Here is a 19,043-nt window from a genome sequence, read left to right as displayed (position 1 = left end):
GCAGGGCCCCGTACCGGCCGCACGCGACCCGGTAACGCGCGAGCCGCCGCACAACGCGTCAGGGGCAGCCACCAAGGTGGCTGCCCCTGACGGCCGTCGGCTCCCGGTCTGTCCAAGCCGCGCGCCACCCGCGCTACTCCTGCTTCTTGCGCCTGCTCCCGAACACGATCTCGTCCCAACTCGGCACCGTGGCCCGGCGTCCGGGGCGGACCCCGTCGGCCTCGGCCTGGCGGTCGGTGGTGCCGACCAGACGGTCGCGGTGACCGGCGACGGCGCGCGGCATCAGGACGTCGGCATAGGCGGACCCGGCGCTGGCGGCCGGAGCCGGCTCTTCCTCGGTCTCCTCCTCCGGCTCCACGGCGGGCACGACGTCCGGAGGACCCGGCGGGCCCGGCGGAGGCGCGGGCACGACCATGTCGCCGCGGAAGTTGGGCACCGCTTCGAGCAGGCTGGTCAGCGAGTCGCGCTCCTCCGGCTCCGGCCGGTCCTCGGCGCGGGCCTCGCGGTCGGCGCGGTCCGGCCGGTCGGGCCGTTCCAACTGCCGGTCGAGGGCGCGGTCGAGAGGCCGGTCACGCGGCAGGCGGGCGATCCTGGGCACGAAGGGGAAGCTCGGTTCCTTCGTGCTCTCCTGCTGCGCGGCGTTCTCACCGATCAGCGCCCTGGCCTCGTCGTCGACGGCCGCGACCAGGCGGCGCGGCGGGTCGTAGGTCCAGCTCGCGGAGTGCGGTTCACCGGCCACCCGGTAGACCAGGAGGACTTCCCACGTGCCGTCGTCGCGGCGCCAGGAGTCCCACAGGACGGTGTCCTTCTCCGCGCCGCGCAGCAACAGCCGCTCGGCGACGGCCTCGCCGAGCTGGGGGCCGGTGCTCTCGCCCTGGCGGCGTACGGGCGTCTTCCTGGCCCGCTCGGCCATGAAGGCGCGCTCGGCCAGGACGGGACCCTCGAAGCGCCGTACGCGCTCGACCGGGATGCCGGCCATCGACGCGACCTCTTCCGCCGACGCACCCGCACGTATACGTGCCTGGATGTCGCGGGGCCGCAGATGGCTCTCGACCTCGATCTCGATCTGTCCGAGACGGGCCCGGTCGTTGCGGACGGCGGCGCGCAGCCGTTCGTCGATGGGGAGTGTGTATTCCGTGCTGTCGGCAGCCTTGAGCACCAGTCGTGTGCCGTCATTGCTGACGGCCACAACCCGCAGTTCGGGCACGGTTACCTCCCGGGTGGTGCCTGCCGACGTCACGTGCGTCGCTGCTCCCGTTGGACGAGTGTGGCCTGCCCGGGTGCAGCGTGCCACAACCTTGCAGAGTTACCCGGCGTGTCGGGGTGACACGGTGACACGCCGTTATGGGACGGTGGTCGATTGGCCACTCAGCGTGACCGATCGCGGCACCCCGGGACGAGTGCCGTCGGGCTCCCCTCCCGCCGTTCCGGACCAGCTACCGACCACCCGGACGGGCAACCGGGAGCCAGGATTCGCCACGGTACTCCATTTGGGCCAGCGGGGTGGGCTGCCGCGCCGTCGAATCTGGGCCAGGAGCGCGGGAGTTGAGTGGCACGGCTCACACGAAAGGGTTGCGCGCCGAGTGCAAATGCGGACTTTCCCGCATGAAGCGACTACGAGCCCAGCACCCGCCGGAGGTAGTCGTTCGTGAACCGCCGGTCCGGGTCCAACCGGTCCCGCAGCGCCGTGAATTCGCCGAAGCGCGGATAGGCCGAGGCGAGGTATTCCGCGTCGCGGGTGTGCATCTTGCCCCAGTGCGGGCGCCCGCCGCGCGCGGTCATGATCCTCTCGACCGCGGTGAAGTACTCCTGGTAGCGGCTGCCCCGGTACATGTGCACCGCGATGTACGCGCTGTCCCGGCCGGACGCCGTCGACAGCGCGATGTCGTCCGCGGGCGCGACCCGTACCTCCACCGGGAAACTGATCCGCAAATCGGACCGCTCGACCATCGCCTTCAGCTCGCGGATCGCGTCGACCGCCGCCTCGCGCGGCACCGCGTACTCCATCTCCACGAAGCGCACCCGGCGCGGGCTGGTGAAGACCTTGTACGGGATGTCGGTGTACGAACGGGCCGACAGGGCGCGGCTGGAGAGCTTGGCGATGCCGGGGATGACGGCGGGCGCGGCCCTGCCGACCACGCAGGCGGCCTGGAAGACGCCGTTGGACAGCAGCTCGTCGTCGATCCAGCCGCGTACGGCGGGGACGGGCGCGGCCGGGCCCTGGCTGCGGTTGTTCCGCTTGGTGTTGCAACTGTCGGTGTGCGGGAACCAGTAGAACTCGAAGTGCTCGTTCTCCGTGGCGTGCTGCTCGAACTCCGCCATCACCCGGTCGAACGCCATCGGCTCCTCGCGCGCGGTCAGCAGGAAGACCGGCTCGACGGCGAAGGTGACGGCGCTGACCACGCCGAGCGCGCCGAGCCCGATCCGGGCGGCGGCGAAGACGTCGGGGTTCTCCTCGGCCGAACAGGTCAGCACCGAGCCGTCGGCGGTGACCAGTTCGAGCGCGGTGATCTGGGCGGCGATCGAACCGGAGTCACGGCCGGTGCCGTGCGTGCCGGTGCTGGTGGCGCCCGCCACCGTCTGCTCCATGATGTCGCCCATGTTCGTGAGCGACAGGCCCTCGGCGGCCAGCGCCGCGTTCAACTGCTTGAGCTGGACGCCCGACTCGACGGTGACGGTGCCCGCCGCGCGGTCGATGGCGCGGATCGCGGTCAGCCCCTCGGGGCGGATCAGCACCCCGTCGGTGGCCGCCGCGGCGGTGAAGGAGTGCCCGGAGCCGACCGCCTTCACCGGCAGGCCGTCCTCGGCGGCCCGCCGCAGCACGGCCGCCAGTTCGCCCACGGAGGCGGGCGCCACGGCCCGCGCCGGCCGGGCGGAGACGTTCCCCGCCCAGTTACGCCACGCCTTCTGTTCGGCCCTGCTTGTCGTGCGTGCCGTACTGCCCGTCGTGCTCATCGCGCGGCCCCTCCCGCTCCGGCGCCGGCTTGAGCCGGCGATACCCGAGAAACGCCACCGCCACGGCGAGGACCGCCGAGGCGGCGGGCACCGCGAAAGCCGCCGACGCCCCGTGCGAGTCGATCACCCGACCCGCCACCGAGGCCCCTGCGGCGACCCCGACCGCCATCCCCGTGGAGGTCCACGTGATGCCCTCGGTCAGTTTCGTCCGCGGTACCAACCCTTCGATCAGGCCCATCGCGGTCACCATCGTCGGAGCGATGGTCAGGCCCGAGAAGAACAGCGCCACGGCCAGAAACGGCAAGTTTCCGACCAGTAGTGGCGGGATCATACTCACAGTCATCAACGCGATGCCCAGCAGGAACCTCCCGGTGGGCGTCCCGCGCGGGGTCATCAGCCCGAAGACCAGCCCGGCCAGACACGATCCCAGGGCATATGTCGCCAGCACCAGACTGGCCAGCGCCTTGTGCCCGCGCTCGTCCGCGAAGGCCACGGTGGCCACGTCGACCGCGCCGAACAGCGCCCCGGTGCCGACGAAGACGCCGGTGACCACCAGCAGCCCCGGCTCGCGCAGCACCGACCGGTCCGAGAGGCGGTCGCGCGGATGCGGCGGCGGCTCGGTGGCGTGCTGCGCGGTCAGCAGCAGTACGCCGGTGCCCAGGAAGACCGCGGCCAGCAGCGGGCCCGCCTCCGCGAACCAGGCCGTGCACAGCCCGATCGACAGGATCGGCCCGAGGATGAAGACGATCTCGTCCACCACCGACTCGAAGGAGTAGGCGGTGTGCAGGAGTTCGGGAGAGCCGCGGTGGATCCGCGACCAGCGGGCGCGCACCATGGCGCCCATGCTCGGCGTGCAGCCCGCGCCGACCGCGCACACGAAGTACACCCAGTCCGGCGAACCGGCCCGCACCGCGATCAGCAGGGCCGCCACCGACAGCACCGTCACGGCGCTCGCGGGACGCAGCACCCGCCGCTGTCCGTACCGGTCGACCAGCCGGGAGATCTGCGGTCCGATCGCCGCCCCCGACAGGGCCAGCGCGGCGGCGAGCGCGCCCGCGAGCCCGTACCTCCCGGTGACCTGGGAGATCATCGTCACGATGCCGATGCCCAGCATGGACAGTGGCATCCGCCCGATCAGCCCGGCGGCGGAGAACGCCTTGGTGCCGGGAGCGGTGAAGATCGCGCGATAGGGGCTGGACAAGGGCGCTCCCGGCGGCGTCGCCGAATTCTCGGTAAGGAACGTAGCTGGCGCGTACAGCTTACGAGTCCGCGCAACCGAATTGTGCCGCGCGGCGCCCCGGATTCCACCGCGCGGATTCCACCGCGCGGAGGGCGCCCGCGGCGGCCACCGCGAGCCACCGCGTGACCGGGCGCACCCGCCCGGGGAGGCGGAGCGCGGCGAGATCGTCGCGGGGTGGCAGGATCGATGACATGTCCGATCAGCCGCCTCAGCGCGACCCCCACGACGCCGGGCCGTACGACGCCCTGCTGCTGCTCTCCTTCGGCGGCCCCGAGGGACCCGACGACGTCGTGCCCTTCCTGGAGAACGTCACCCACGGCCGGGGCATCCCCAAAGAGCGGCTGAAGGAGGTCGGGCGGCACTACTTCCTCTTCGACGGCGTCAGCCCGATCAACGCGCAGAACCGCGAACTGCTCGACGCGCTCCGCAAGGACTTCGCCGGGCACGGCCTCGACCTGCCGGTCTACTGGGGCAACCGCAACTGGGCGCCGTATCTGACCGACGCCCTGCGGGAGATCGCGCGGGCGGGCCACCGCCGGGTCCTGGTGCTGGCCACCAGCGCCTACGCCTCGTACTCCGGCTGCCGGCAGTACCGCGAGAATCTGGCCGCCTCGCTGGCCGTGCTGGCCCGGGAGGGCCTCCCGGTGCCGCGGGTGGACAAGCTGCGGCACTACTTCAACCACCCCGGCTTCGTCGAGCCGATGACCGACGCGACGCTGGCCGCGCTGGACGCGCTGCCCGCGGACGTACGCGACGGCGCCCGGCTGGCCTTCACCACGCACTCGATCCCCACCTCGGCCGCCGACACCTCGGGACCCGTCGAGGGCCACGGCGACGGCGGCGCGTACGTCGCGCAGCACCTGGACACCGCCCGGGTGATCGCCGACGCGGTACGCGCCGCGACCGGCGTCGACCGGCCGTGGCAGCTCGTCTACCAGTCGCGCAGCGGCTCCCCGCAGATCCCGTGGCTGGAGCCGGACATCTGCGACCACCTCGAGCAGGCGCACGCGCAGGGCGCGCCCGCGGTCGTCATGGTGCCGATCGGCTTCGTCTCCGACCACATGGAGGTGAAGTACGACCTGGACACCGAGGCCGTCGCGAAGGCCGCGGAGCTGGGGTTGCCGGTCAGCCGCGCCGCGACCGTCGGCGCCGACCCGCGCTTCGCCGCCGCGGTGCGCGACCTGGTGCTGGAGCGGGCCGCGACCGAGCGGGGAGCGGCCCCGGCGCGCTGCGCGCTGGGCGCGCTCGGCCCCAGCCACGACATCTGTCCCGCGGGCTGCTGCCCGGCCAGGACCCCGCTGCCCGCCGCCGCCGGAACCGACTGACCGGTACCGACCGGAGCCGGGCGGCGGGACACGACCGACAGGTACCGACCCCGCCCGGAGACCGGCTGTGACCGGAACCGACTAAGGAGCCCCCCGTTGAGCCCCACCCCCGACGCGTCGTCGACCGAGCCCGCCGCGCTGCTGGAGATCGCCCTGGAAGCCGCGCGCAGGGCCGGTGAGCTGCTGCGCGACGGCCGCCCCGCCGACCTGGGCGTGGCCGCCACCAAGTCCAGCCCGATCGACGTCGTCACCGAGATGGACATCGCGGCCGAGAAGCTGATCACGTCCTACATCAGCGGTCTGCGCCCCGACGACGGCGTCCTCGGCGAGGAGGGCGCGAGCAGCGAGGGCACCAGCGGGGTGCGCTGGGTGATCGACCCGCTCGACGGCACGGTGAACTACCTCTACGGCCTGCCGTCCTGGGCGGTGAGTATCGCCGCGGAGGTGGACGGCGAGGCGGTGGCCGGTGTGGTGGCCGCCCCGATGCGCGGCGAGACGTACCAGGCGGTACGCGGCGGCGGCGCGTTCGTCAATGGCGAGCGGGCCCGCTGCCGTCCGGCCCCGGCCTTCTCGCACGCGCTGGTCGGCACCGGCTTCGGCTACCTGTCCGAGCGCCGGGCGGCGCAGGCGACGGTGGTGAGCGCCCTGCTGCCGCGGGTCCGGGACATCCGGCGCGGCGGCTCGGCCGCGATCGACCTCGCGGACGTGGGCTGCGGGCGGCTGGACGCGTACTTCGAGCGCGGCCTGAACCCCTGGGACTTCGCGGCCGGGGCGCTCTTCGCCCGCGAGGCGGGCGCGCTGACCGGTGGACGGCCGGGAGAGGCCGCCTCGGGCGAGCTGACGGTCGCGGCCCCCGGCGGCCTCTTCGAACCGCTCCAGGAGCTGCTGGACGGCTTGGGCGCCTGGCACGACTAGAGCGTCGGCACGGCGGCGGGGGCGGCGGGGGCGGCGGGGGCGGCGGGGGCGGCAGGGCGGACCGTGGCGTTCGCCGCGCTCGTAGGACCCCGCGGGGCTCGCAGCGCTCCCAGCGCGTGTCACGCCGACCATCCGATGAGCGGCTGATATTCGCGCGTAGACATGCGAACGCCCCGGCACCTGTGAGGTGTCCGGGGCGTGCGGCTCGGGGTCAGCCGGTGTGGATCAGGCGACCTTCGGCCGTACGTCCACGCCGTTCTCCGACGCGAGTCGGCGGAGGTCTTCCAGTTCCGCCTGCTCGACGTCGGCGAGGAAGTCGTCGCCTGTCTCCCGGGCCCGGCGCAAATCGGTCTCCGTGCTGTGTATGCGCTGGAGGATTCCGGTGGTGAACGCGTCCATTAGGCGCCCCCTCGTCGTCGTCGTTGACACGGGGTGTGTCAAGCCAGGTACCACGCGAGGGAAACGCGTGGCGAGGCGTGGTGGGTGGGTGTGCAGTCGTCTTGCCCACCCGCTTCGGAGCGGAAACCTCCGTCGGCCGGAGGAATATTCCGTCGTCGGTCCCTTACCGCCGATTTACGGTCCTCAGGTGCAGGATGGTGGAGCATTCGCACAGCTCATGCCGTTCCGGCCGCGGCTCCGCGCCGCCGCAGGACCGCTCATGTCCCCCCGCTCTGGAAGGAACAGCGCCTTGCGCGTACTGGTCGTCGAGGACGAGCAACTGCTCGCCGATGCGGTTGCCACCGGGCTGCGCCGCGAGGCGATGGCCGTCGACGTGGTCTACGACGGCGGCGCCGCCCTGGAGCGGATCGGGGTCAACGACTACGACGTGGTCGTCCTCGACCGCGACCTCCCGGTCGTCCACGGCGACCAGGTGTGCCGCGAGATCGTCGATCTCGGCCTGCCCACCCGGGTGCTGATGCTCACCGCCGCCGGTGACGTCAGCGACCGGGTGGAGGGTCTTGAACTGGGCGCGGACGACTATCTGCCCAAGCCCTTCGCCTTCACCGAGCTGACCGCGCGGGTCCGCGCGCTGGGCCGTCGTACGACCGCGGCCCTGCCGCCGGTCCTGGAGCGCTCCGGCATCAAGCTCGACCCCAACCGCCGCGAGGTCTTCAGGGACGGCGCGGAGGTGCATCTGGCGCCCAAGGAGTTCGCGGTCCTCGAAGTGCTGATGCGCAGCGAGGGCTCGGTGGTCTCCGCCGAGCAGTTGCTGGAGAAGGCGTGGGACGAGAACACCGACCCGTTCACCAATGTGGTGCGGGTGACCGTCATGACACTGCGCCGCAAGCTCGGTGAGCCTCCGGTGATCGTGACGGTCCCCGGTTCCGGTTACCGGATCTGATCCGCGTGGCGTCCCCCTCCGCAGGCTCCCCCGCGCCCGCACCGCCCTCGGCCCCGCCGACCCCGCCCAGGCCCCCCTGGGACCCGCTGCCGGGCGAGAGCCCGCTGCCCTGGCTGCGCCCGACCATCCGGATACGGCTGACCGTGCTGTACGGCGGCATGTTCCTGATCGCCGGTGTGCTGCTGCTGTGGATCATCTATCTGCTGGCGGCCCAGGCCCTGCACCAGGGCAGCGAGCCGCTGTTCACCGTCAACAGCGGCCGGGTCAACATCGTCAGCAACACCTGCCCGAGCCTGATCAACGAGACGGATTCGGGGCGCTTCAACTCCGCCCTGGCGCAGTGCATGGCCGTCCAGCGCGAGGCGGCGCTCAATGTGCTGCTCAAGCGCTCGCTGCTGGCGCTGATCGGCCTGGCCGTGGTCGCGCTGGTCTTCGGCTACGTGATGGCCGGGCGGGTGCTCGCGCCGCTCGGGCGGATCACCAGGACCGCGCGGGTCGTGGTCGGCTCCGACCTCAAGCGCCGGATCGAGCTGGACGGCCCGGACGACGAGCTGAAGGAGCTGGCCGACACCTTCGACGAGATGCTCGACCGGCTGGAGAGATCCTTCGACGCCCAGCGCCGCTTCGTGGCCAACGCCTCGCACGAGCTGCGCACACCGCTGGCGATCAACCGGACGCTGCTGGAGGTCCAGCTCTCCGATCCGGACGCCTCGGCCGACCTGTTGCAGCTCGGCAAGACCCTGCTGTCCACCAACGAGCGCAGTGAGCAGCTGGTCGAGGGCCTGCTGCTGCTCGCCCGCAGTGACAACGAGATCGTGGACCGCAAGCCGGTGGACCTGGCGGAGGCCGCCTCCCGGGCGCTCGACCAGACCCGCGCCGAGGCGCAGGGCAAGGGCGTGGAGCTGCGCTCCCGGCTCGACGGCGCGGTCGTCCAGGGAAATGGCGTGCTGCTGGAAAGGATCGCCCTGAACCTGGTACAGAACGCGGTGCGGTACAACGTGGCGGAGAACGGCTGGGTCGACGTCTCCACGGCCGTGGAGGGCGGTCAGGGGCTGCTCGTGGTCGCGAACACCGGACCGGTCGTTCCGGCGTACGAGATCGACAACCTTTTCGAGCCGTTCCGGCGTCTGCGTACCGAGCGGACGGGAAGTGACAAGGGGGTGGGACTGGGACTGTCCATCGCGCGGTCGGTGGCACGGGCGCACGGAGGCGTCATCGTGGCCGAGCCGCGCGAGGGAGGCGGCCTGGTCATGCGGGTCGCGATCCCGTTGTGAACCGCGTCACGCCCAGGACGGCCACCGGCGACGACAGCACCGACGAGTGTTCGCTATGCGAGAAATTTCGCGGTCTGTTCCCCGCCGGGAACCGTTGTGATCGACAGCACATGCTATTGGAGGGACACCTACACACAGTGATCAAGACATTGGGGAAAAAGACCGGAAAATCCATGTTTCCCCAGGTCATGATCACGGGAAGTACACGTGATGGCACCCGCGACATACGACTTTCAGACTGTCGCGAGTGACGATCGGCCACCCGTGCGATCACCCCTTCGGGGGCGACCTTGGGTGTCGATTGAGTAACAGGCCTTGATGTGAGGCAAAATCTCCGCCTCGGGTCGGGCACAAGTCCGGCCTCCCGCGCGTTACGTGCGCTGGAGACACCGCAGACACCCACAGGGGGAGAGCGAAAAATGGCTACGGATTACGACACCCCACGCAAGACCGACGATGACGTCAACGAGGACAGCATCGAGGAACTGAAGGCCCGGCGGAACGAGAAGTCCACCTCCGCGGTGGACGTCGACGAGTTCGACCAGGCGGAGTCCCTGGAGCTGCCGGGCGCCGACCTCTCCAATGAGGAACTGTCGGTTCGCGTACTGCCCAGGCAGGCCGACGAGTTCACCTGCATGAGCTGCTTCCTGGTCCACCACAGGAGCCAGCTCGCGGCGGAGAAGAACGGCAACCCGATCTGCCGCGACTGCGCGGCCTGATCCGCGGGCGCGGTGACGGGCTCACGGCGGGACGGCCGGGCGGACGACGCCGGCCGGGCGCAGGACCAGGACCGGGACCGGGCACAAGGCCCGGTGGAGGGTCCGACGGAAGGCCGGGTGGAAGGCCGAGAAGGCGACGAGCGGGGCCGCAGGGCCTCGCTCGCGGCCACGACCGCGCGCGGGGCGCGCGGAATACGCAGCGGGGCGCGCTACGGCGGCAGGAAGGCGATGGCGGGCATGGGCTCGGTCGCCGAGCGGCTGATCGAGGTCGCCCCGCGCATCCCGGTGCGCGACCTGGCGACGCTGCGGGGGCAGTTTCCCGGTCTCGGCCCCGAGGACATCGCGGACCGGCTGATCGCCACCGCGGTGAAGGGCACCATGACCGTCGGCGCCGGTGTGGGCGCCGCCGCGATGCTGCCCACCCCGCCGGCGATGCCGGCCGAACTGACCGCCGAGACGCTCGGCGTCGCCGCGGTCGAGTTCAAACTCATCGCGGAACTGCACGAGGTCTACGGACTGCGTGTCCCGGGCAACTCCCGGGAGCGCGCGACCGCGTATCTGTGGTCCTGGACCGAACAGCGCGGTATCGATGTGCTGAAACTCTCCACGGTCAACGTGGCCCTGGGCAGCAGCATGAAGAAGGAGATGCGCCAGCGGCTGCTGCGCCGCACGCTGCGCAATATGCCGACGCTGACGCCGTTCATGATCGGCGCGGCCGTCGGCGCGGTGATGAACCGCCGCGACACCCGCAAGCTCGCCCAGCGGATCCGCCACGACCTGCGCGCCGCGCAGCTCCCGTGGCCCGAGCTGCCCGCCGTCGGCGCACCGGCCGACGCGGCCCTGACCGGCACGCTGTGGCAGCCGCCCGCCATCGAGCCCTGACCGGCCGCGGGCGCCCCCGCGGGGGCCGCCCGGCACCGTGCGGCCCGGCCGGTCCTACTGGGGCGCCTTCACGGCTTTCAGCGCCTCCGCGAGCCGCTTCGGCGAACGCGTCGACAGATAGACGTACGGCGTCGGGTCGTCCGGATCGGTCACGTCGACCTTCAGCGCCGTCGGCACGTACGAGCGCAGCAGCATGTACGCCCGCGGGTCGGCCTTGTGGGAGCGCCAGGCCACCGTCTCCGCCGCGTCGAGCACGGTCGCCTCGCCCAGTGCCGCCAGCGGGATCCGGGCCTTGCCCGCCACCAGCGAACCCGCCACCACCCGGATCCGCGCGGACCCGTACGAGCTGACCGCCATCATGGCGACGGCCGCGCCGGCCGCGAGCCCGGCCAGCATCGGCAGCGGGCCGAACGGGAAGAGGATCAGCGCCATCGCCACACCCACCCCGGCGGCCAGGAACCACCAGGAGCGCGGCACGGTGAGACGTTCGTCGTAAGGCTGCATGGCACCAGACTGCCATGCGGTCCTGTGCTATCTGCCGCGAAGGCGCGCCAGCGCACGGGTGACCCTCGGCGGCGCCTGCCGCAGCCCGGTGGCGAGCTGCTTCGCCCAGTCGGAGGCCGCCGTCGGCGCCACCGCGTCCAGCACCGCGGTCGAGCGGGCGCCGCCGCCCACCAGATAGCGCGGCAGCGGGTGCCGGGCGGTCAGCGCCTTGCGCACCGCGAGCGCCACCGGGCGCGGCCCCGGCAGGTCGCGGCTGCCGCGCAGCACGTCCCCGGCCGCCGCGTACTGCTCCTGGTACGCCGACGCCCGCTCGTCGGGCAGCAGCCCGGCACCGGTCTCCCAGATGCCGGTGCCGTAGGAGCCCGGCTCGATCAGCGAGACCTGCACGCCGAACGGCGCGGTCTCCATCCGCAGCGCGTCCGTCACCGACTCCAGGCCGCGCTTGCTCGCGCAGTACCAGCCGAGCATCGGCAGCGACACCCGCCCGGCGATCGACGACACGTTGACGATCCGGCCCGCCCGCCGGTCCCGCATCGCGGGCAGCACCAGGCGGGCGATCCGCGCGGGCGCCACCAGATTGGTCTCCAGCTGGCGCCGTACCTGCTCGTCGTCCACGTCCTCCACCGCGCCCGGCTGCGCGAACCCCGCGTTGTTGACCACCGCCCACGGCCCGCCGTCGGTCATCGTGGCGATCTCGGTGAACGCCCGGACGCAGGACGTCGCGTCGGCCACGTCGAGCACCGCGGTGCGCACCGCCGCGCCGGTACGGTCGACCGCCGCGCGCAGGGCCCGCGCGTCCCGGTCGTTGCGGACCGTGCCGATCACGTCGAAGCCGCAGTGCGCCAGCTCCAGCGTGATGGCACGGCCGATGCCGCGTCCGGCTCCGGTGACGACGACGGACTGGCCTACTCCTGGGGACATGCGCGCGCTCCGGTGCTACCAGATGACAACGGGGGGACTGCGGGGGCGGTACGAGGGTGGTACAGGGGGCGGTTTCCGCCGGCCGCCGGGCGGCTCCCCCGGGACCAACGGACACCGGCAGGGAAAGGATCCCGCGGAAGGGTAGGGTCTCGGGCGTGAGTGGAGCGAACACACCCAGAAGCGCCGGACGGTCGTCGTTGACGCCGCCGCCCGACGCCACCGCGCCCACGCGGCACCCGGACGCCCCGGCACCGGGCGAGCTGCTCGGGGCGCACTACGACCAGTGCTTCGGCTGCGGCGAGGGTCTGCCGCACGGGCTGCACCTGGCGGCGCGGGCGGGCGAGGGCGTCAGCGTCACCGCCGAGTTCACCGTCAAGCCCGCCCACCAGGGCGCGCCGGGCCTCGCCCACGGCGGGGTCCTGGCCACCGCGCTGGACGAGACGCTGGGCTCGGTCAACTGGATGCTGCGCGCCATCGCCGTCACCGGACGGCTGGAGTCGGACTTCCTGCTCCCGGTCCCGGTCGGCGCCACGCTGTACCTGTCGGCGCGCTGCACCGCGGTCGCCGGACGCAAGATCTACAGCTCGGCCGAGGGCCGGATCGGCGGCCACGACGGGCCGGTCGCGGTCCGCGCGGAGGCGCTGTTCGTCGAGGTCAAGCTCGACCACTTCACGCAGAACGGCCGCGCGGAGGAGATCCGCGCGGCGATGTCGGACCCCGACCAGGTGAAGGTCGCCCGCGCCTTCGAGGTGAACCCATGAGCCGTGAGCCGCTGCGCCTCGTCAGCGAGGTGAACCCGTGAGCACAGAGCGACAGCCGGTGGACGTACTGCTGCACCGGCTCGACGAGTCCGTGCCCGTACCGTCCTACGGGCATCCCGGTGACGCGGGCGCGGACCTGACGACCACGCTGGCGGCGGACCTCGCGCCCGGTGAGCGCGCGGTCCTGCCCACCGGGGTGTCGATCGCCCTGCCCGACGGGTACGCGGCCTTCGTGCATCCCCGCTCGGGGCTGGCAGCGCGCTGCGGTGTGGCCCTGGTGAATGCCCCGGGAACGGTGGATGCCGGGTACCGTGGAGAGATCAAGGTGATCGTCGTCAACCTCGATCCGCGCGAGACCGTGCGGTTCGAAAAGGGTGACCGGATCGCCCAACTGGTCGTCCAGCAGGTCGAGCGGGTCCGTTTCCATGAGGTGGCGGAGCTGCCCGGCTCTGCCAGGGCCGCGGGGGGCTTCGGCTCCACGGGGGGTCATGCCGCGGTGGAGACGCCGTCGGCCGACACGTCCAGAGTCGGATTCGCATCGGTCGTTGCAGACCGGGAAGGACAGTGACCGTGTTCCGTCGTCGCAAGGAGCGCGAAGACGACCTCGACGAGCTCGACGAGGCCGCAGGCCCTGACGAGCAGGTCGAGGACGCCGAGGAGTCGGACGACTCCGGTGAGTCCCTCCGGTACAACCTTCCGCCCGCCCCGAGGCCCGACGGCCCGTGGGACCTGAGCGAGGTCAGTGAGCCCGGCGAGGGCCGCGTCGACCTCGGCGGACTGTTCGTGCCCGGAGTCGAGGGCATGGAGCTGCGGGTCGAGGTCGCGGGCGAGTCCATCGTCGCCGCGACCGTGGTGCTGCGGGACAGCGCCGTGCAGCTCCAGGCGTTCGCCGCCCCCAAGTCCGAGGGCATCTGGGGCGAGGTCCGCGAGGAGATCGCCGCCGGTATCACCCAGCAGGGCGGCATCGTCGACGAGCTGGAGGGCCCGCTCGGCTGGGAACTGCGGGCCCAGGTGCCCGTCCAGCTCCCCGACGGCACCAATGGCGTGCAGCTCGTGCGGTTCATCGGCTGCGACGGCCCGCGCTGGTTCCTGCGCGGGGTGATCTCCGGCCAGGGCGCGGTGCAGCCCGCCGCCGCCGGTGTGCTGGAGTCCGTCTTCCGCGACACCGTGGTGCTGCGCGGCGACACCCCGATGGCGCCGCGCGACCCGATCGTGCTGAAGCTGCCGAACGACGCGCAGATGGTGCCGGACGGCGCCGCGCCGACCGAGCAGGGCGAGCCGTCGAAGTTCGGCGACGGCATCGACCCGCTGCGCCGCGGCCCGGAGATCACCGAGCTGCACTGAGGCGTCGCTCCGCGTACGCGCCGTTCGCGGCCTTCGTGGCCCCTCGTGGCCCGGATCCGTTCCCACGGGTCCGGGCCACGGCGTTTGCGCGTACCGTCCACGGCGTTTGCGCGTACCGTACGGATACGCGACGGCCGTACGGTGGCCGGCGCGCCGCGGGCGGGGGCCGGCAGGGGATGCGGCCAGGACGGGGAGGACGCATGAGCGAGGGGTCCACGGGACGTGCGGCGACGGCGGTCGCGGACGGTCCGCCGTCCGGGGACATGGTCGTCGTCGAGGATCTGCGCCGCACCTACGGCAGCGGCGACACCGCCGTGCACGCCCTGCGCGGTGTCTCGTTCTCCGTCCCGCGCGGCGAACTCGTCGCGCTCAAGGGCCGTTCGGGCTCGGGCAAGACCACCATCCTCAACCTCGTGGGCGGTCTCGACAGCCCCGACGGCGGCCGGATCATGCTCGACGGCACCGATCTGGCCTCGCTCGGCGACGACGAACTGCTCGCCCTGCGCCGGGACCGTATCGGCTTCGTCTTCCAGTCCTTCGGGCTGCTCCCCATCCTCAGCGCCGCCGAGAACGTGGGGGTCCCCATGCGGCTGCGCAAGACCCCGCCGCGTGAGCGCGAGGAGCGCGTCGAACTCCTCCTGGCCCTCGTCGGCCTCGCCGACCACGCCGCCCAGCGCCCCGGCGAACTCTCCGGCGGCCAGCAGCAACGCGTGGCCATCGCCCGCGCCCTCGCCAACCGCCCCGTCCTGCTCATCGCGGACGAGCCCACCGGGCAGCTCGACGCCGACACGGGCCTGGCCGTCATGGAGTTGCTGCGCGCGGTCGTCCGCAGCGAGTCCGTCACCGCCCTCGTCGCCACCCACGACACGCAGCTCCTCGCCCTGGCCGACCGCGTCCTGGAACTGCGCGACGGGCAGATCGTCCAGACCACGGACTGAGCGGCCTGACGCGGGTCAGGCCGCTTTCCGGGGCAGGCCGCTCCGGGGCGGGCCGCTTTCCGGGTCAGGCCGGTACGGATCAGGCCGGTACGGATCAGGCAGCTCCGGGTCAGGCCGCTTTCCGGTCAGGCCGCTCCGGCGAGCAGTGAGGCGGCGTCGGCGAGGACGAGACCGGCCGCCCCGCGGACCTCGGCGCCGTCCCCGAGACCGCCGGTGACGATCTCCAGGCCCTCCGCGGCGGAGGGAAGGGTGTGGCGGCGGACACCGGCCCGCATGGGTTCGAGGATGTCGGCGCCCGCGGCGGCGAGGTCGCCGCCGACCACGATCAGGCGCGGGTTGAGGAGGGTGACGAGCGTGGCGAGCGCGCGGCCCACGGCGTCTCCCGCGTCGCGGACGGCGCGCAGGGCACCGGTGTTGCGGTCCCGGATGAGGGCGGGGAGGTCACGGGGTGCGACGGTCTCGCCCCAACTGTCGGACAGCAGGCGGGCGATGGCGACAGGGCTGGCGACGGTCTCCAGGCAACCGCGGTTCCCGCAGCGGCAGATGAGGCCGTCGGTGATGAGCGGGAGATGGCCGATCTCCCCGGCGAGGCCCCGTGAGCCGAGCAGGAGGCGGCCGTCGCTGACGATGCCCGCGCCGATACCGGCGGAGAGCCGGACGTAGACCATGTCGCCCGCCTGCCGTCCGGCGCCGTACATGCGCTCGGCGAGGGCGCCGGCGTTGGCGTCGTTGGTGACGCGGACCGGCAGCGAGGTGCGGTGGCGCAGTTCGTCGGTGAGGCGCAGGCCGACCCAGCCGGGCATGATGCCCTCGGCGCCGAGGGCGCCGCTGCCCTTCTCGACCGGGGAGGCGATTCCGGCGCCGATGCCGAGGACGCGCTCGCGGGCGACGCCGGTCTCCTGGAGAGCGCGGCCGACGAGGACGGCGACCAGGTCGAGGGTCTCCTGCGGGGCGCGGTCCACGTCCTTGGCGACCCAGTGCTCCCACAGGACGGCGCCGAACAGGTCGCAGAGGATGACGCGTACGTGCTGGTGGCCGATGTCCGCGCCGATGGCGTAGCCCGAGCTGGGGACCAGCGAGAGGGACTGGGCGGGCCGTCCGGTGCGGCGGGGCTCCGGCTCCTCGGGGCCCTCGTCCTCGGTGACCAGGCCGACGGTGATGAGGTCGGCGATCAGCGAGGAGACGGTGGCCCTGGACAGGCCGGTGACGCGGACGAGTTCGGGCCTGCTGCTGCGTGCGGTGGTGTGCAGGGCCTCGAGGACCCGGAGCCTGCCGACCTCGCGGAGATTGACTGGAGTGTCGATCACTGCCCCCCGGATGTGTGACGTCTCGGCAACCGCACGGTGCCCTGTTGCCGTCACCGACGTCAAGAGCCTTGACTTATGCCGAAGTTCAGGCAGAAACTGCCGAACTGTTCTATCCGGTGCCGTGAGTTTCAGTCGATGCCGGATGAATAACGATTCACGGCCCGTACCAGGAGCGGCATTCCGCCAGGAGGACGTACGTGACGACGACACCACCCCCGGTCCCCGCGCTGCGGATCGGCATGGTCGGCCATGCCTTCATGGGCGCGGCGCACTCCCACGCCTGGCGCACCGCGGGCCGCTTCTTCGACCTGCCGGTACGGCTCGAACTCACCGCCGTCTGCGGCCGGTCGGCCCAGCGGGCGGCGTCGGCCGCCGAGCGGTACGGCTGGGGGTCGTACGAGACCGACTGGCGGGCGCTGGTCGCGCGGCCGGACATCGACGTGGTGGACATCTGCACGCCGGGCGACAGCCACGCGCGGATCGCGGAGGCGGCGCTCGCGGCGGGCAAGCACGTGATGTGCGAGAAGCCGCTGGCCAATTCGGTGGCGGAGGCCGAGGCGATGGTCGACGCGGCGCACAAGGCCCGGCAGGCCGGGGTGCGTTCGATGGTGGCTTTCAACTACCGCCGGGTGCCCGCGCTGGTGCTGGCGCGGCGGCTGATCGAGGAGGGCAGGCTGGGCACGATCCACCAGGTGCGGGCGCAGTACCTCCAGGACTGGCTGGTCGACCCGGAGTTCCCGCTGGCCTGGCGGCTGCGCAAGGACCGCGCCGGGTCAGGGGCGTTGGGCGATCTCGGCGCGCACAGCATCGACGCGGCGCAGTATCTGACGGGTCAGCGGATCAGCTCGGTCGGCGCGCTGCTGGAGACCTTCGTGACCGAACGGCCGCTGCCGGAGTCGGCGAGCGGCCTGTCGGGCAAGGGCGGTTCCGAGCGCGGCCGGGTCACGGTGGACGACGCGGCGCTGTTCACCGCGCGGTTCGACGGCGGCGCGATCGGCGTGTTCGAGGCGACCCGTTTCGCCACCGGGCACAAGAACGCCATGCGGATCGAGGTCAGCGGCTCGCGCGGCACGCTCGCCTTCGACGCCGAGTCGATGAACGAGCTGGCCTTCCACGACCGTTCCGAGGACCCGGACACCGCCGGTTTCCGCCGCGTCCTGGTCACCGAGCCCACCCACCCCTACCTTGACGCGTGGTGGCCGCCAGGCCATCTGATCGGCTACGAGCACTCCTTCACGCACCAGGTGCGCGATTTCGCCGAGGCGGTGGCGGGCGGTACGGATCCGCGGCCGTCGTTCGCCGACGGGCTCCAGGTGCAGCGGGTGCTGGCGGCCGTGGAGACCAGTGCGGCGGCCCTCGGCGTGCACATCCCGGTGCCCGCCCCTCAGTCCTGAAGCCCCGATCCCTGGAGGACGCACATGGCCCGACCCGTCACGCTCTTCACCGGCCAGTTCGCCGACCTGCCCTTCACCGAGGTGTGCGCGCTCGCCTCGCGGTGGGGGTACGACGGCCTGGAGATCGCCTGCTGGGGTGACCACTTCGACGTGGAGGCGGCGCTCAGCGACGACGCGTATCTGCCGCGGCTGCGCGACACCCTGGACAAGCACGGGCTCAAGAGCTGGACCATCTCCTGCCATCTGACCAGCCAGGCGGTCTGCGACCATCCGATCGACGAGCGGCACCGCGGCATCCTGCCCGCCCGTATCTGGGGCGACGGCTCGCCCGAGGGGGTGCGGGAGCGGGCGGCGGAGGAGATCAAGAACACCGCGCGGGCCGCCGCGGCCTTCGGCGTGGACACCGTGGTCGGCTTCACCGGTTCGTCGATCTGGCACACGGTGGCGATGTTCCCGCCGGTGCCGGAGGAGATGGTCGACCGCGGATTCGCGGACTTCGCCGACCGCTGGAATCCGATCCTGGACGTCTTCGACGAGGTCGGGGTCCGGTACGCGCACGAGGTGCACCCGGGCGAGATCGCGTACGACTACTGGACGACCGTGAGGACCCTGGAGGCGATCGGCCACCGCCCGGCCTTCGGGCTCAACTTCGACCCCAGCCACTTCGTGTGGCAGGACCTGGACCCGGTCGGCTTCCTGTACGACTTCCGCGACCGTATCTACCACGTGGACTGCAAGGAGTCGGTCAAGCAGTTCAACGGCCGCAACGGGCGGCTCGGTTCGCATCTGCCGTGGGGCGACCCGCGGCGCGGCTGGGACTTCGTGTCGACCGGGCACGGCGACGTGCCGTGGGAGCCGGTCTTCCGGATGCTCAACAGCATCGGGTACGAGGGGCCGATCTCGGTGGAGTGGGAGGACGCGGGGATGGACCGGATGACGGGCGCGCCCGCCGCGCTCGCGCACGTACGGGCGCTGGCCGCGATCGAGCCGCCCGCGGCCTCCTTCGACTCGGCGTTCAGCTCGTCCTCATGAACGTCTGGGATCGTCGCTGACGTCCTGCGGCTCCTCCCGGCGGGCCCGGTCCTGACAGGCTGGCCGGCCGGGCGGCGCTCGGGGGGGGGGGGGGGGGGGGGGGGGGGGGGGGGGGGGGGCGGGGGGGGGAGGGGGGGTGGGGGGGGGGGGGAGGGGGGGGGGGGGGGGGGGTGGCCTCCTTTTTTGTGTT

Annotated in this window: 19 protein-coding genes; 12 read left to right on the top strand and 7 right to left on the bottom strand. The window is 72.4% G+C overall.

What is annotated here, in order from left to right; translation table 11 throughout:
• Positions 1 to 133 precede the first annotated feature (133 nt).
• The 3 genes from sepH to ACZ4EF_RS36065 form a co-directional block, all read right to left on the bottom strand.
• Positions 134 to 1,240: a septation protein SepH gene (sepH, locus tag ACZ4EF_RS36075; protein ID WP_467508408.1), complete on the bottom strand. Its 1,107-nt coding sequence runs from the start codon at positions 1,238 to 1,240 to the stop codon at positions 134 to 136.
• Between the two features lie 374 nt (positions 1,241 to 1,614).
• A complete protein-coding gene (locus tag ACZ4EF_RS36070) occupies positions 1,615 to 2,955 on the bottom strand; it encodes a D-arabinono-1,4-lactone oxidase (protein ID WP_355338479.1) in 1,341 nt (446 codons plus the stop codon).
• Positions 2,894 to 4,156 carry an MFS transporter gene (locus ACZ4EF_RS36065; protein WP_391048896.1) on the bottom strand — a complete coding sequence of 421 codons (1,263 nt, stop codon included), beginning with the start codon at positions 4,154 to 4,156 and terminating at the stop codon, positions 2,894 to 2,896. The genes ACZ4EF_RS36070 and ACZ4EF_RS36065 overlap by 62 nt, the downstream gene beginning before the upstream one ends.
• A gap of 230 nt (positions 4,157 to 4,386) precedes the next feature.
• Between ACZ4EF_RS36065 and ACZ4EF_RS36060 the strand changes: the two genes are divergently transcribed.
• Both ACZ4EF_RS36060 and ACZ4EF_RS36055 read left to right on the top strand, forming a co-directional pair.
• Positions 4,387 to 5,520: a ferrochelatase gene (locus ACZ4EF_RS36060; RefSeq protein WP_402711724.1), complete on the top strand. Its 1,134-nt coding sequence runs from the start codon at positions 4,387 to 4,389 to the stop codon at positions 5,518 to 5,520.
• Between the two features lie 96 nt (positions 5,521 to 5,616).
• Positions 5,617 to 6,435 carry an inositol monophosphatase family protein gene (locus tag ACZ4EF_RS36055; protein ID WP_355338470.1) on the top strand — a complete coding sequence of 273 codons (819 nt, stop codon included), beginning with the start codon at positions 5,617 to 5,619 and terminating at the stop codon, positions 6,433 to 6,435.
• A gap of 225 nt (positions 6,436 to 6,660) precedes the next feature.
• Here ACZ4EF_RS36055 and ACZ4EF_RS36050 read toward each other — a convergent pair whose 3' ends face one another.
• Positions 6,661 to 6,834: a hypothetical protein gene (locus tag ACZ4EF_RS36050; protein WP_188282026.1), complete on the bottom strand. Its 174-nt coding sequence runs from the start codon at positions 6,832 to 6,834 to the stop codon at positions 6,661 to 6,663.
• Positions 6,835 to 7,123: 289 nt separating this feature from the next.
• Between ACZ4EF_RS36050 and ACZ4EF_RS36045 the strand changes: the two genes are divergently transcribed.
• From ACZ4EF_RS36045 to ACZ4EF_RS36030, 4 genes are all read left to right on the top strand, one after another.
• Entirely contained in the window at positions 7,124 to 7,777 is a 654-nt protein-coding gene (locus ACZ4EF_RS36045) for a response regulator transcription factor (protein WP_188282025.1), read from the top strand.
• A gap of 5 nt (positions 7,778 to 7,782) precedes the next feature.
• Positions 7,783 to 9,051 (top strand): sensor histidine kinase, encoded by a 1,269-nt coding sequence (locus ACZ4EF_RS36040; protein ID WP_355338466.1) that lies wholly within the window; start codon positions 7,783 to 7,785, stop codon positions 9,049 to 9,051.
• Between the two features lie 419 nt (positions 9,052 to 9,470).
• Complete coding sequence (locus ACZ4EF_RS36035; protein ID WP_103884889.1) at positions 9,471 to 9,770, top strand: DUF4193 domain-containing protein; 300 nt, start codon at positions 9,471 to 9,473, stop codon at positions 9,768 to 9,770.
• A 117-nt stretch (positions 9,771 to 9,887) separates the two neighbouring features.
• Complete coding sequence (locus tag ACZ4EF_RS36030) at positions 9,888 to 10,652, top strand: hypothetical protein (RefSeq protein ID WP_355338463.1); 765 nt, start codon at positions 9,888 to 9,890, stop codon at positions 10,650 to 10,652.
• Positions 10,653 to 10,706: 54 nt separating this feature from the next.
• Here ACZ4EF_RS36030 and ACZ4EF_RS36025 read toward each other — a convergent pair whose 3' ends face one another.
• Complete coding sequence (locus ACZ4EF_RS36025; RefSeq protein ID WP_355338460.1) at positions 10,707 to 11,156, bottom strand: DUF3093 domain-containing protein; 450 nt, start codon at positions 11,154 to 11,156, stop codon at positions 10,707 to 10,709.
• 27 nt (positions 11,157 to 11,183) lie between these two features.
• A complete protein-coding gene (locus tag ACZ4EF_RS36020) occupies positions 11,184 to 12,077 on the bottom strand; it encodes an SDR family oxidoreductase (protein WP_355338457.1) in 894 nt (297 codons plus the stop codon).
• Between the two features lie 155 nt (positions 12,078 to 12,232).
• Here ACZ4EF_RS36020 and ACZ4EF_RS36015 point away from each other — a divergent pair, with 155 nt between their 5' ends.
• The 4 genes from ACZ4EF_RS36015 to ACZ4EF_RS36000 all read left to right on the top strand — a co-directional run bounded on the left by ACZ4EF_RS36015 (position 12,233) and on the right by ACZ4EF_RS36000 (position 15,120).
• Complete coding sequence (locus ACZ4EF_RS36015) at positions 12,233 to 12,838, top strand: PaaI family thioesterase (protein WP_355338454.1); 606 nt, start codon at positions 12,233 to 12,235, stop codon at positions 12,836 to 12,838.
• A gap of 37 nt (positions 12,839 to 12,875) precedes the next feature.
• A complete protein-coding gene (gene dut / locus ACZ4EF_RS36010) occupies positions 12,876 to 13,406 on the top strand; it encodes a dUTP diphosphatase (RefSeq protein ID WP_188282019.1) in 531 nt (176 codons plus the stop codon).
• 2 nt (positions 13,407 to 13,408) lie between these two features.
• Positions 13,409 to 14,182, top strand: a complete 774-nt coding sequence (locus ACZ4EF_RS36005; RefSeq protein ID WP_355338451.1) for a DUF3710 domain-containing protein — start codon at positions 13,409 to 13,411, stop codon at positions 14,180 to 14,182.
• 200 nt (positions 14,183 to 14,382) lie between these two features.
• Positions 14,383 to 15,120 (top strand): ABC transporter ATP-binding protein, encoded by a 738-nt coding sequence (locus tag ACZ4EF_RS36000; protein WP_355338448.1) that lies wholly within the window; start codon positions 14,383 to 14,385, stop codon positions 15,118 to 15,120.
• A gap of 125 nt (positions 15,121 to 15,245) precedes the next feature.
• On the opposite strand, the gene ACZ4EF_RS35995 is transcribed toward ACZ4EF_RS36000, so the two are convergent.
• The gene (locus ACZ4EF_RS35995) at positions 15,246 to 16,427 is read right to left on the bottom strand and encodes an ROK family protein (RefSeq protein WP_355338445.1); all 1,182 of its coding nucleotides are present in this window, start codon (positions 16,425 to 16,427) and stop codon (positions 15,246 to 15,248) included.
• Between the two features lie 239 nt (positions 16,428 to 16,666).
• Here ACZ4EF_RS35995 and ACZ4EF_RS35990 point away from each other — a divergent pair, with 239 nt between their 5' ends.
• Together ACZ4EF_RS35990 and ACZ4EF_RS35985 are read left to right on the top strand one after the other, a co-directional pair.
• Positions 16,667 to 17,821, top strand: a complete 1,155-nt coding sequence (locus ACZ4EF_RS35990) for a Gfo/Idh/MocA family protein (RefSeq protein ID WP_355338795.1) — start codon at positions 16,667 to 16,669, stop codon at positions 17,819 to 17,821.
• A 24-nt stretch (positions 17,822 to 17,845) separates the two neighbouring features.
• A complete protein-coding gene (locus ACZ4EF_RS35985) occupies positions 17,846 to 18,853 on the top strand; it encodes a sugar phosphate isomerase/epimerase family protein (RefSeq protein WP_355338442.1) in 1,008 nt (335 codons plus the stop codon).
• The last annotated feature ends 190 nt before the right edge of the window (positions 18,854 to 19,043 follow it).

The organism is Streptomyces sp. NPDC025721 (assembly GCF_055558595.1).
The sequence above is the reverse complement of the archived record's forward strand: the minus strand, read 5'-3'. Positions and strand labels throughout refer to the sequence as shown.

Coding starts and splice junctions, on each gene's coding strand:
- ACZ4EF_RS36060 (WP_402711724.1), top strand. CDS start 4,387: ATGTCCGATCAGCCGCCTCAGCGCGACCCCCACGACGCCGGGCCGTAC.
- ACZ4EF_RS36000 (WP_355338448.1), top strand. CDS start 14,383: ATGAGCGAGGGGTCCACGGGACGTGCGGCGACGGCGGTCGCGGACGGT.
- ACZ4EF_RS36035 (WP_103884889.1), top strand. CDS start 9,471: ATGGCTACGGATTACGACACCCCACGCAAGACCGACGATGACGTCAAC.
- ACZ4EF_RS36070 (WP_355338479.1), bottom strand. CDS start 2,955: ATGAGCACGACGGGCAGTACGGCACGCACGACAAGCAGGGCCGAACAG.
- ACZ4EF_RS36020 (WP_355338457.1), bottom strand. CDS start 12,077: ATGTCCCCAGGAGTAGGCCAGTCCGTCGTCGTCACCGGAGCCGGACGC.
- ACZ4EF_RS36025 (WP_355338460.1), bottom strand. CDS start 11,156: ATGCAGCCTTACGACGAACGTCTCACCGTGCCGCGCTCCTGGTGGTTC.
- ACZ4EF_RS36050 (WP_188282026.1), bottom strand. CDS start 6,834: ATGGACGCGTTCACCACCGGAATCCTCCAGCGCATACACAGCACGGAG.
- ACZ4EF_RS35985 (WP_355338442.1), top strand. CDS start 17,846: ATGGCCCGACCCGTCACGCTCTTCACCGGCCAGTTCGCCGACCTGCCC.
- ACZ4EF_RS35990 (WP_355338795.1), top strand. CDS start 16,667: ATGGTCGGCCATGCCTTCATGGGCGCGGCGCACTCCCACGCCTGGCGC.